This is a genomic window from Bartonella sp. HY328, from assembly GCF_025449335.1.
Lineage (GTDB): Bacteria > Pseudomonadota > Alphaproteobacteria > Rhizobiales > Rhizobiaceae > HY038.
Genome location: NZ_CP104883.1, coordinates 1,719,141 through 1,732,222, shown reverse-complemented (window position 1 = coordinate 1,732,222; position 13,082 = coordinate 1,719,141). Strand labels below are relative to the sequence as shown.

Sequence of the window (13,082 nt, the reverse complement as noted above, 5' to 3'; positions counted from 1 at the left end):
TATCAGCCCTTTTGCTATTCCAATTAAAAATGGTTAAGAAAATTCTGCCAAACGGGCAGCATAGCGAGCTAATTGGTCAATTTCTATATTAAGAATATCGCCTACCTCACGCTGCCCCCAAGTTGTAACTTCGAGCGTATGTCGAATTATCAACACATCAAATGTCGCGCGCTCCACTTTGTTAACCGTCAAAGATGTCCCATCAAGACAAACCGACCCTTTTTGTGCAATAAAGCGTGCTAATTTTTCATCTACCTTAATGGTAAATCTTGTTGCCTCCCCCTCACTATCCTTTTTTATAATTTCTGCAGTACCATCGACATGACCTGAAACCAAATGACCGCCCATCTCATCTCCAAGTTTTAGCGAGCGTTCAAGATTGATTTGTTTATCGATCTGCCAAGACCCAATGGTTGTAAGTCGTAAAGCCTCTTCCCAAGCCTCCACTTCAAACCATGAATCCGTGCTTGTTTTTTCAGGCAGGGCAACAACCGTTAAACAAATGCCACTACATGCGATTGACGCACCAATATCAATGGTTGAGGGATCATATGTCGTTGCAATGCGAAAGCGCAAACCTTCATCAAGCGTCGTTATTTGTGCAATACGTCCTATATCAGTAACAATGCCAGTAAACATAACTAAATCCTTTCCCATATGCACCAAATATCATCGTCATAGCGTTTTTGAGTGCTTTGGCGATAGCTTTCACGCAAATTTAAAAATTGAGGGGCAGCGTAGCCATTAATTCCAATTTTTTGATTTGATTTTAATAATATGAGCCTATCTATTAAACCAATATCATAAAAAGATTGTGCGACCTTAGTACCACCTTCAACAAGCAAATTATTAATCCCCTCGCGCCCTAAAAATTCCATAAGTTCATTTAAATGATTATGAATGTTTTCACCAAATGGAATGATACGGCAGCCCAATGCCTCGAGTAATTTTTGCTTATTTTGATCATTCTTTTCATTGCAAATAATCCAAACTGGAATTTGCTTTGCCGAAAGCACGAGACGACTTTCAACTGAAATACTCAAATGACCATCAAGCACAATGCGAATTGGTGAGCGGTGTTCTAACGCCGGCAAGCGACAGTCTAACATTGGATCGTCTATTTTAACGGTTCCAACACCTACTAAAATGGCATCACTTTCAGCCCTTAAAATATGCGTGCGAGCTTTTGACAAATTTCCAGTTATCGGCGTATTTGCTTCGCCAACTCTGCCTATATATCCATCTTGGGAAAGAGCAAGCTTTTGGGTTATAAAGGGGCGTTTTTTAGTAATTCTCGTTAAAAAGCCTGCTAAACCTTCAAAAGCTTTTTCACGTGCAATATCTTGAACAACATCAATACCAGCAGCTTTAAGCCGCGCTATCCCTCGTCCGCTAACGCGCGGATCTGGATCTTCAAGAGCGATAACCACTCTTTTCACACCTGCCGCGATTAATGCATCAACACAAGGCGGGGTTTTACCATGATGAGAACACGGCTCTAAAGTCACATAAGCAGTTGCACCCTTTGCGCTACCCCCCGCTTGCTGCAGGGCTTGCGGCTCTGCATGAGGACGACCACCAACGGCTGTAACACCAATACCGATGATAATTGGCTTGCCGTTTATTTTTTTAACAATCACCGCACCAACACTTGGATTTTCTGCAGTGCACCCTAGATTTTGCCGTCCCAAACGAATAGCTGCTTCCATAAAGCGTTGATGCATCTGCTGGTCATCTAGTGTCATTCCTTAACCTCGTCAGTCGGTGAAATTTTTACCTCATCGATAATATTATGGAAATCCTGTGCCGAACTAAAATTGCGGTAAACCGATGCAAATCGAATGTAAGCAATATCATCAATGCGCTTTAATGCTTCCATTACCAACCGACCAATCTCCTCGGAGGTGACCTCAACTTCGCCTGAGCTTTCCAGCTGGCGTACAATGCCAGAAACCGCGCGATCAATTTTTTCTTTATCTATTTCGCGCTTGCGCAGCGCAACATCGATGGAACGCATTAATTTTTCGCGGTCAAAAGGCATATGGCGACCACTTTTTTTTATCACCATTAATTCACGAAGTTGCACACGCTCAAAAGTGGTAAAGCGCCCGCCGCATAGTGAGCAAATACGCCGTCGGCGAATGACCGATCCATCTTCTGTTGGACGTGAATCCTTAACTTGTGTATCTTCACATTGACAAAAGGGGCAGCGCATATCGTGGTCACTCTCTTTATTCTAGTCTAAAATTCATAACCTTATGATAGCGTTAGAAAAGATTAAAAACATAAGATCAATGACATCGATTTTTTAAATTTAGTAATTACTCATCGATGTTAAAGGTTATAAATAATCAGCATATACACTCAAATCACAGTGCGTATTTTTACATTTTTTAATGAGACAAAGCGATTATATAAAAACTCCGGTTTAATATTTAAAGGCATAAAGCACATAAACTTTTTGCAGTAAATATTGAACCGGAGCAAGGATTAAAAATATTTAAGCTTATCCTAAATAAGAATAAAGCGGGAAACGCTCGGTAAGAGTAATAATTTTCTTGCGAACATGTTCCTCAACTGCTGCATTACCTTCATCCGAATTAGCTGCCTTAAGACCATCAAGGACTTCAGCAATTAAATTACCAATTTCGGTAAATTCACCAGCCATAAAACCACGAGCAGTACCAGCAGGCGTACCAAGACGAACACCTGATGTTACAAAGGGTTTTTCAGGGTCGAACGGAATACCGTTTTTATTACAAGTAATATTAGCGCGACCTAGAGCTGCCTCAGCACGCTTACCTGTTGCATTTTTGGGGCGTAAATCTACCAACATTAAGTGATTATCAGTACCGCCTGAAACAATATCAAGACCACTAGATTGCAAGGTTTGCGCTAGCGCCTTTGCATTTACAACCACATTTTGTGCGTAAGTTTTAAACTCTGGTTGTAATGCTTCACCAAATGCAACTGCTTTTGCGGCAATAACATGCATTAAAGGTCCACCCTGAAGCCCAGGGAAAACCGCCGAATTAATTTTTTTGGCAATATCTTCATGATTGGTCAAAATCATGCCACCACGAGGACCGCGTAAAGATTTGTGGGTAGTTGTGGTAACAACATGCGCATAAGGTAGCGGGGAAGGATGTTGTCCACCAGCAACAAGGCCTGCAATGTGGGCCATATCAACCATGAGATAAGCGCCAATCTCATCGGCGATTTCACGGAAACGCTCCCAATCCCAAATACGAGAATAGGCAGTACCACCTGCAAGAATAAGCTTAGGCTTGTGTTGGCGAGCAAGATTGGCAATTTCTTCCATGTCTAATAATTGGTCATCACGGCGAACGCCATATGAAACAACATTAAACCATTTACCTGACATATTGACTGGCGAACCATGGGTTAAGTGACCACCAGAATTTAAATCAAGCCCCATAAAGGTATCACCCGGCTGTAGCAATGCTAGAAAAACCGCCTGATTCATCTGACTACCAGAATTAGGCTGCACATTAGCAAAACCACAATTAAACAATTTTTTGGCGCGTTCAATCGCTAGTTCTTCTACCACATCAGCATATTGGCAACCGCCATAATAACGCTTACCTGGATAGCCTTCAGCATATTTATTGGTAAAAACGGATCCTTGCGCTTCTAAAACAGCACGAGATACGATGTTTTCTGAAGCGATCAGCTCAACTTCATGACGCTGACGACCGAGTTCACCACGAATTGCATTAAAAACATCGGAATCAACTGATTCCAAATCACCATTGAAAAAACGATCTAAAGACATGCTTGCGGACTGTACCATGAGCGGTTTCCTCTATTATAACAGCAACTCATTTGCCAATAACACAAATGAAGCCAATAGGCTATTACCGATATATTTTTTAAACGATTTTAAAATGAACCATTCACCGTCTTGATTGAGAAAACAGTTTTTATCATAGCTACCCAAATCTTATCTATTTTCATTTCACATTTTTAGCAAAAAACACATCACATTTTTTATAAAAACAGTTCAAAAATGCTATTTTAAATAGACTAGTCCATGTATATAATCATCAAACAGTTTTTTGGAGACTAAAATGGCAAAAGTTTTTATTGATGGTGAACACGGCACAACAGGCTTGCAAATTGCAAAGCGGCTTGAAATGCGCAATGATATTGAACTTTTGTCCATCCCATTAGCAGATCGCCGCAATCTTGATATTCGCGCCGATTATTTGCGAAGTGCCGATATTGTAATTTTATGCTTGCCAGATGATGCTTCAAAAGAAGCAGTAAAGATGCTACAGGGGTGCCCTACCCGCATTATTGATAGTTCAACCGCTTTTAGGACCGACCCAAATTGGACCTACGGTTTTGCTGAAATGAGCAAGGGACAAAGCCAACGCATCGCCAATGCGCAATATGTTGCAAATCCGGGTTGCTATCCAACTGGCGCAATATCAATTTTACGTCCATTGCGCGAAGCTCGCGTTCTTCCTGAGGATTATCCTGTCACGATTAATGCTGTTTCGGGCTATACTGGCGGAGGAAAACAACTTATTGCACAAATGGAAGATCTAACACGTGAAGACGCAATTCATGCTAATGATTTTCTTTATGGACTAAATTTAAAACACAAACATGTTCCAGAAATAACCATGCACGGGCTTTTGGGGCATAGTCCTATTTTTACTCCAAGTGTTGGGCGTTTTGCACAAGGTATGATTGTTAATGTGCCACTTTATCTCGAACGCCTTAATGGTAAGATAGATAAAAAAGCGTTATATGATCTTTTTTGCCACCATTATAGTGGCCAAGATATTGTTGAGATTGATCCTTTGGAACAAACCGCCATCATCAGCCGTATAGATGCAGAGGAACTGGTGAATACTGATCGTTTAAAAATTTATATCACAGGTAATGATAGTTTTATAAATGTCGTTGCAGTTCTTGATAATCTTGGCAAAGGAGCCTCTGGTGCTGCTGTACAAAATCTAAACCTGATGATCGGTTAATTAGTAGTTTATCATCGATATATAAAAAGCGTATTTAATTGGCTTTAAATACGCTTTTTTTGAATTAAAATGCTTAAAATTTAAGTCTAACGATAGAATTGTCGGATTAAAACTCCATTACGTACAAATTCTAGTCGCCAAATTTGCGGCTGACCTGCATTTAAAACTTTTTTCAAATCATTAACCGTATTAATAAGCTGGCCATTTACCGCTCTTATCACATCACCTTTAGCAAAAACATTTGCCGCGCGTGAATTATCATCGACATTACTGATAACCACCCCTTTAGCATTTTGTGGCTGATTAAAGCGCCGCGCATTAATTGGCGTCAAATTAGAGACTTCAGTGCCCGTAAAGGGTGAATTACCAGTAATAACCTCGGCAGCACCTGATGCATCACTTGGCATAGCTGTAAGAACAACTGTTATTTTGGCAACCTTGCTATTGCGCATAATATCAAAATCGATAGTTTTATCAATTCCAGTAGTCAATAGACGATAACCAAGCGCATCGGGATTTTCAATTTTTTGCCCTTGAGCGGTTAAAATAATGTCGCCAACCGATAAACCAGCCTTAGCTGCCGGACTATTGGCTTGCACATCGGTTACTAAAGCGCCATAAGGCTGCTCCATACCCAGACTTTCAGCCAATGCTGTATCTAATCCTTGAAACGATGCGCCAAGATAAGGCTGCTCAAAATTACTGCCACCACGCTTTACTGTTTCAACCACTGATCGAACAAGATTGGAGGGGATAGCAAAACCAATACCAATAGAACCGCCAGTGCGTGAATAAATTGCAGTATTAATGCCAATAAGATTTCCATCCATACCGATAAGTGCGCCACCAGAATTACCTGGATTAATTGCAGCATCGGTCTGAATGAAAAAGTCAAAATCAGAAATTCCAACCTTAGTTCGCGCTTGGGCCGACACAATACCACTTGTTACAGTCTGCCCGACGCCAAAGGGGTTACCAATCGCTAAAACCAAATCACCAACTTCAACCTTATCGGAATCTGCAAGCGCTAAAACTGGGAAATGCAAACCATGCGGATCTATTTTTAAGACAGCAATATCTGTTGCCTCATCTTTCAATAAAACCTTGCTTTCAAACTCACGCCCATCTGACAAGGCTACCTTTACGTCATCAGCACCACGGATAACGTGATAATTTGTAACAATCAAACCGCTTTGATCAACAATAACACCAGATCCTAGCGAAGATTGAACACGGGGAGGCTGATTTTGAAAACGGCCTCCAAAAAACTGTTCAAAAAATGGATCACCATCAAAAGGTGTTGCTTGGCGCCGAACTTGCCTTGCCGCATAAACATTAACCACTGCCGGCATAGCCTTTTTTACCAAAGGTGCAAAGGAAAGCTGCATTTCCATTGGATTTTGCGGAACGTGTCGTTGGACTTCTTGCGCATTGGCACCCAAGCTGCCCGAAAAAATCGCTAAAAGTACAATAGAAGAGGCTAAATATTTTTTTATCATATCCTGGCTCCTGATCTTACCAGTTACTCTATGTTTCAATAGGGTAAATAGATTTAAAAAGCTTTTATGGCTAAAAAAATGCAAAATACATCATTCACGACGAATTGTTTAGCCAAACACTAAATTTTTATTAATGAAAATATATTAATGGCTCGCTGCGCTTAGTAACAAATGATTTAAATCTAAGTAAATATCACTTTCAAAATATCATTGAGCAATATAACATTCACCAAAACAATAAAGCAATTTTGAACACATAAAAAGCCTCATTTTTTTGGGTAATCATTCAATATCGAATTTATAATACCATTATCAAAATCCATTGGAATGAATTGTGCCTTTTAAATGTAAAAGCATATCAAGGCTAACAACCATTAAGGCATCCGGCAAGTTTAAAACTTGATAAAGAAAATAGATACAAGATACATGAACACTGTGAAGCCAAACCAAAGGCGTCGCGCCGTACGTGTAAATGGTCAAGTGAAAAATGCTATGTAAAAAGGGATTTTGAGAAAATATTTGGTTCGAGTATAAAGTATGCAACAAGGCTATGCGAAAATCTTATTATTACAAATTAGAAAAAAAATCTAAAAAGCACTTAATAAAACACCTTAAAACTAAGGGCGAAAATTTTTAGAAAGGTGGCACTAACTGTTTTATATTTACATAAGGCAGTTTAAGCTAAATTTAGCTTAAACCGTTCTTCTTCTTTCATATTGTCTTTTGAAAACAAAAAACACTTTAGCCATTGTCTATAATTAAAGGATCTGATTAAGTCTTAATTAATCACTATCACTCATTTCAATATCCAATTTTGGTGTACAAAAAGACCGTTTGCCGCGATTTTCGATGAAGCTCAACATATCAGCGACAGCGATGGACGATGGATACTCTTGGCGTACATCCTCGGCACGCTCACGAATAGGCTTGGTACGATCAAAAAGCATATTTACGGCATGGCGCATGGCATGAATCTCAGATCGTTGCAACCCTGAACGCTTCATACCAATGATATTGAGCCCCCCAAGATGCGCATGGACGCCGATTGCGCTACCAAAAGGAATAAGATCCCCGACAAGAGCTGCTAACCCACCAACAAAGGCATGATGACCAACACGAGCAAACTGGTGCACCGCGCCACCACCACCGATAATCACATGATCCCCAATAACTACGTGGCCGCCAATCATAACATTATTTGAAAATGTGACGTGATTTCCTAATACGCAATCATGTGCTACATGCGCATAAGCAAGAAATTGGCAATCATCACCAACAATAGTCGTTCCCAAGGAGTTGTCAGAACCACGATGCATGGTGACACCCTCGCGGATGATACAGTTTTTACCAATAACAAGAGTAGTGCGACCACCCTTATGCTTATTATTTTGTGGATCTGCACCTAAAATTGCATGCGGATAAACTTTTGCCCCCTCACCTAAATGAGTAGCGCCCATAATCACCACATGACTCATTATTTCACAATTATTGCCAATCTCGGCGTCAGCACTAATATGGCAAAATGGACCAATAACAACATTGTCGCCAAGCTTGGCACCAGGCTCAACCAATGCAGTTGGATGAATTTGAGCAACAGCCATAATAAGTCACCTTCATTTAGTTTTATTTGAAAATATATTATACATCCAATTACTAATAAAGCATCAAAATAGCTTATCTAATTGGAACAAAACATTGCTATTATATATTTGAAAATATCGCGTCGCACAAACAAATATTATATTGGTAAAACCCAATATTCACTTAATCCGTATTAGCATGCCTTCTACCTAAAAAATAACGAAAGAGGCTTTGAACGATATTTTATCTCTAGCGTCAAAATAAATTATTTGAGCCGAAAATTTTTTTGGGGGGGTAAAGGAGCATATTGGCAAAAACACGCTTGCACAGCGCCTACACAACATTGCTCCGCAGAACCTTAAATCTCATCTCAAAAATTTAAAATTGTTTTGCAAACGATGGCGATCTAATAATCTTCCAATTTATTACCGAGAATAGCCAGCATTTAAACGCTATAAGATGAAATAAAAACAGTAACCTAATCAGTAATATTCGCCTTTAAATTCGCACATAAATACAATAGCCAACCTCGAATTTATATCAACCTCAAATAATAATTAGCGAGCTAAAAGCCTCCAACAATCATTTTATAATCGACATATCACCTTGGACAAAAAGGCAACGTAGCTAAAAACTCACCCCTTGGTATCAATCATTGCAGTAACCTCAGCTTCTGCAACCTTGTCTCCATCAACCTCAGCGGTACATGCAAACTTAACAATATTGCCGCGACTTTTCATCTTTTTGACATGTAAAAGTAACTGATCACCAGGTACAACCGGTTTACGAAACTTAGCATTATCAATAGTCATAAAATAGACTACACCTGGACGATCTACACCACGCGCATGAAGGCAAATAGCACCCGCAGTCTGCGCCATGGCTTCAATAATTAAAACGCCTGGCATGATCGGATTTTCAGGAAAGTGACCAGTAAAATGTGGTTCATTGATAGTCACATTTTTCACACCTGTTGCTGAATCATCGGCTTCAACATTGATAATTCGGTCAATGAGCAAAAACGGATATCTATGCGGCAAAGTTGCAAGAATCGCCATAATATCCATTGATGTCAAAACAACGCCCGTATCACTGGCACTCATTATTTTTTCTCCTTGGGTTGACGGCCGATACTGCGCAAGGCAGCAACTTCCCTAAACCATTGTTTGAACGGCCGAGCAGGAATACCGCCCCATTTTTCGCCATCGGGAATATCATTCATAACACCACTTGCAGCAGCGATTTGCACATTGGAACCAATTACGGTGTGGTCGGCAAGTCCAACACGTCCACCCAATTGAGTAAAGTCACCAATAGTTACACTGCCAGCAATACCGCAATGAGCAGCTATAAGGCAGTAACGGCCAACATGCACATTATGAGCGATCTGAACCAAATTATCAATTTTAGTACCTTCGCCAATTATGGTATCGCGTAATGCGCCACGATCTATCGTTGAATTAGCCCCAATTTCAACATGATCTTGCAAAATAACTCTACCAAGTTGCGGCACTTTTTCTATTCCTCGTGCACCACCAACATAACCAAATCCATCTTGACCTATGCGACAGCCCGAATAAAGATAGACATAATTGCCAAGTAAAGAATATTGAACAGAAACATTGGGAGCGATATAACAATTGCGCCCAATTTTGCAGTTTTCACCGATTACCGAAGCAGCAGAAATAACACTATTAGCACCAATTACAACATTTTTGCCGATAACGGCACCTGCTTCAATGGTTACATTGTCTTCCAACTGAGCACTAGTATCAATATGAGCTTGCGAGGAAATACCCCAGCATCCAGTCGACGGATAAGGCTCTACAGCTGGCGGAAAAAGGATACGCCCAATAAGAGAAAAATCGCTATGGGGATTAGACGATACAAGAATCGCAATGCCTGCTGGAATAGTGCTAACTAATTGCTCCGGGCAGAAAATTGCAGAAGCGACAAGCGTCTTTAACGAATCACTGTATTTTTTATTGTCAATAAAAGTTAAGCAACCTGAAGTGGAGTTATCCAACGGCGCAAGCCGATCTATAACCATATCAGCCATTTCAGATTGCACTAACCGAGCACCAGTTAGAGATGCCGCCTTTCCGGCAGACATCTCCTGAGATGGGACAAAAAACTTCGTATCCAACATCAAAACACTTTCTCTCCTTGTTTAACAAGGAGAAAGAGAATTAGAACTTAGTAGAAACACCAAAGTTAAAGTTCTGGACACGATCAGCTTTTTCTTTATTGATAGGCCAAGCATAATCAAAGCGCAGTGGACCAAATGGTGAGTTCCACATCAAGCTGACACCAGCAGAAGAGCGCCATGAGCTACTTGTATTAAGAACAGCATTTTCAAATGAAGCTGTCGGCGTATAATTATTACCGTATAGGGTAGCCGCATCAGCAAACAACGCGCCACGCATACCCAAGCTATCTGGTACGATAGGCATAGGGAATTGCACTTCGGCGGTTGCATTCATGTAAGTTGTCCCACCCAAGAAATACTTATCGCCATTAGCTGAGTATTGAACTGGACCGATACCGTTAAACTTGAAACCGCGAATCATATCCGTATTACTTTTGAACATATCAAAAATACGAGTACCGCCATCACCATTTTCATGAATGTAACCGGCGCCACCGCTTACAAGACCAACAACGTCATATTGCTCTGAAAGTGTCTTGTAAAGCATTGCCTTACCAGAAGTTTTCAAATAATCCGCGTCGCCACCAAGACCTGCATATTCTTGAGAAACTTGCAAGAATAGACCATCGTGGGGATTTTTAAGATCGTCAATCGCGTTATAAGTCAAGCCATAACTGATTGAAGAACGACGCCATGGACTATGCTCAGAAGCTTCAATAATAGCACCGGAGTAAACACCATAAAGATACTGTTTATAGCGATCAACAACAGTCTCACCATTGATTGTGTCAGGATACTGACCTTTAAACCAAGAGGTATCTAGATTATATTCTTCTTCAACATAATTATAACCAAGACTTGCGGTTAACTCGTCAGTAATAGGAATACCGAAACGAAGCGTACCACCGGTCTGACGGACATCATAATCATCATTCATACGATAGGTACGACGGAACACATCGACACCTGCAGACAAACGATAACCTAAGAAATAAGGCTCGGTAATAGAAAAATTATAATTACGCGCATCATTTTGACCCGCACCAACACCTAAGCGAACATATTGACCACGGCCAAGGAAGTTACGCTCTGTAATCGAAGCTTCAACTGAAGCACCAGGACTATCGCCACCGGTCGTATAACCACCACCAATAGAGAATTCACCCGTTGAACGCTCTACAACATCAACAACAAGAACCACCTGATCCGGCTCAGAACCGGGAGCAGTCGTCACATTGACAGTCTGGAAGAAACCCAATCCTTCAAGACGACGCTTTGCACGCTGAACCATAGTCTGATTGAAGGCATCACCTTCACTCAAATCAAATTCACGACGAATAACATAATCGCGCGTCTTATTATTACCACGAATCTCAATGCGCTGAACATAGGCACGCGGACCTTGATCTACACTATAAACCAAGGAAATTGTATGATTATTAAAATCACGATTACCTAAAGGCTCGACCTTAGCAAAAGCATAACCAGAATCAGCGATACGATCACTTAAAGCAAGAACAGTATCTTCAATCCGCTTTGCACTATAAACATCACCATTACGTGTTTTAAGCGCCCGAGCCATACTCTCAGTATCAACACCAGGAACGGTACTTTCAACCTGAACATCACCCAAGCGATAACGCTGACCCTCATCAATCACAAAGTTAATTGTATATTTATTGGTAGCTGGATCAAGAGTTGCATTAGATGAAATAACACGGAAATCAGCGTAACCGCGATTAAAATAGAAACGACGAAGAGCTTCTTCATCAGCCTCTAAGCGATCCTGAGTATAAACATCACCACGTGTCAACCATGACAACATATTACTACGCTTTGTCGTAATAACGTCACGCAAACGACGGTTACCAAAGGCATGATTACCTTCAAAAACAATATCATTAATCTTGGTGCGTTCACCCTCATTAATGTCAAAAACAACATTAACACGCCCCTGACCAAGATTTACAGTCTGAGCATTAACAGTAACACTTTCACGGCCAACTGAGGCATAAGCCTGCTTAATGGTATCCTCATCCGACAAAAGCTTAGCACGATCAAATGGAGAACGCGACTTTAAGGACAATACCCGCTCTAGATCCGCATCTTTAATACGCTTATTGCCATGAAAAAGAACCTGATTAACAACTTCATATTCAACAACATTAACAACAAGACTATTACCTTGCTGGCGAATAGTTACATCGGAAAAAAGCCCCATATTGAAAAGACGCTTCAAAGCCTCATCAATATCATTATTGGAAAAATTACGGCCAGATGTGATGCCAATATTATCGCGAATAGTCTGCGCATCAACACGCTTATTACCACGAACCTCAACCCTACTAACAACAGCAGCTTGCGCAACACTAACAGTAGAGACAGAAACCACAACCGTTGAAGGAACTGCAATCGCCACTGTTAAGGCAAGAGCTGAGGCTGCACCAAGAAATTTTGTTTTGGCCGTCATTGGCTTTTATACCCTTGTTTCAATTATTCCGGATAAACCGAATAGATATTACATTTATTAGCGTTTTTTCCACGACAAGCAACTAGTTTTACAAAATTATTTCAATTTAACTTCAATAGTGACTTAGAAGTCACGCCTAGCACTTTCGCAAACACGCCGTTTATAAATCCCTGCCTTTATATCGTAAAAGCATTATTGTTTTCTTAATAAACAACCAAGGTTAAAATAAATTATCCCTAATTAGTAGCAACCCAAAATCAATTATCCATAATTTTGCATCACACTCTTCTAACTTGATATTACCTATTAATAGCAAACCAAGAAAATCATTTGTTCCTCATATCTCAAATTATCAAATCTTGAAACAAAAAAAC

At 40.4% G+C, this 13,082-nt stretch carries 10 protein-coding genes; 1 reads left to right on the top strand and 9 read right to left on the bottom strand.

Annotation, left to right across the window (positions count from 1 at the left end):
• Positions 1 to 33 precede the first annotated feature (33 nt).
• The 4 genes from N5852_RS07350 to glyA form a co-directional block, all read right to left on the bottom strand.
• Positions 34 to 639, bottom strand: a complete 606-nt coding sequence (locus N5852_RS07350; RefSeq protein ID WP_262097184.1) for a riboflavin synthase — start codon at positions 637 to 639, stop codon at positions 34 to 36.
• Between the two features lie 2 nt (positions 640 to 641).
• A complete protein-coding gene (ribD, locus tag N5852_RS07345; RefSeq protein ID WP_262097183.1) occupies positions 642 to 1,745 on the bottom strand; it encodes a bifunctional diaminohydroxyphosphoribosylaminopyrimidine deaminase/5-amino-6-(5-phosphoribosylamino)uracil reductase RibD in 1,104 nt (367 codons plus the stop codon).
• Complete coding sequence (gene nrdR / locus N5852_RS07340) at positions 1,742 to 2,215, bottom strand: transcriptional regulator NrdR (protein WP_262097182.1); 474 nt, start codon at positions 2,213 to 2,215, stop codon at positions 1,742 to 1,744. Before nrdR ends, ribD begins: the two co-directional genes overlap by 4 nt.
• Before the next feature lie 291 nt (positions 2,216 to 2,506).
• Positions 2,507 to 3,814 (bottom strand): serine hydroxymethyltransferase, encoded by a 1,308-nt coding sequence (glyA, locus tag N5852_RS07335; RefSeq protein WP_262097181.1) that lies wholly within the window; start codon positions 3,812 to 3,814, stop codon positions 2,507 to 2,509.
• Between the two features lie 277 nt (positions 3,815 to 4,091).
• Here glyA and argC point away from each other — a divergent pair, with 277 nt between their 5' ends.
• Positions 4,092 to 5,009, top strand: a complete 918-nt coding sequence (gene argC / locus N5852_RS07330; protein WP_262097180.1) for an N-acetyl-gamma-glutamyl-phosphate reductase — start codon at positions 4,092 to 4,094, stop codon at positions 5,007 to 5,009.
• Between the two features lie 86 nt (positions 5,010 to 5,095).
• On the opposite strand, the gene N5852_RS07325 is transcribed toward argC, so the two are convergent.
• From N5852_RS07325 to bamA, 5 genes are all read right to left on the bottom strand, one after another.
• Positions 5,096 to 6,508 carry a DegQ family serine endoprotease gene (locus N5852_RS07325; RefSeq protein ID WP_262097179.1) on the bottom strand — a complete coding sequence of 471 codons (1,413 nt, stop codon included), beginning with the start codon at positions 6,506 to 6,508 and terminating at the stop codon, positions 5,096 to 5,098.
• Positions 6,509 to 7,290: 782 nt separating this feature from the next.
• The gene (lpxA, locus tag N5852_RS07320; RefSeq protein ID WP_262097178.1) at positions 7,291 to 8,109 is read right to left on the bottom strand and encodes an acyl-ACP--UDP-N-acetylglucosamine O-acyltransferase; all 819 of its coding nucleotides are present in this window, start codon (positions 8,107 to 8,109) and stop codon (positions 7,291 to 7,293) included.
• A gap of 615 nt (positions 8,110 to 8,724) precedes the next feature.
• Positions 8,725 to 9,192: a 3-hydroxyacyl-ACP dehydratase FabZ gene (gene fabZ / locus N5852_RS07315; RefSeq protein WP_262097177.1), complete on the bottom strand. Its 468-nt coding sequence runs from the start codon at positions 9,190 to 9,192 to the stop codon at positions 8,725 to 8,727.
• Positions 9,192 to 10,238, bottom strand: coding sequence for a UDP-3-O-(3-hydroxymyristoyl)glucosamine N-acyltransferase (lpxD, locus tag N5852_RS07310; protein WP_262097175.1), 1,047 nt, complete (start codon positions 10,236 to 10,238; stop codon positions 9,192 to 9,194). The genes fabZ and lpxD overlap by 1 nt, the downstream gene beginning before the upstream one ends.
• 40 nt (positions 10,239 to 10,278) lie before the next feature.
• Positions 10,279 to 12,708, bottom strand: coding sequence for an outer membrane protein assembly factor BamA (gene bamA / locus N5852_RS07305; protein WP_262097174.1), 2,430 nt, complete (start codon positions 12,706 to 12,708; stop codon positions 10,279 to 10,281).
• Positions 12,709 to 13,082 lie beyond the last annotated feature (374 nt).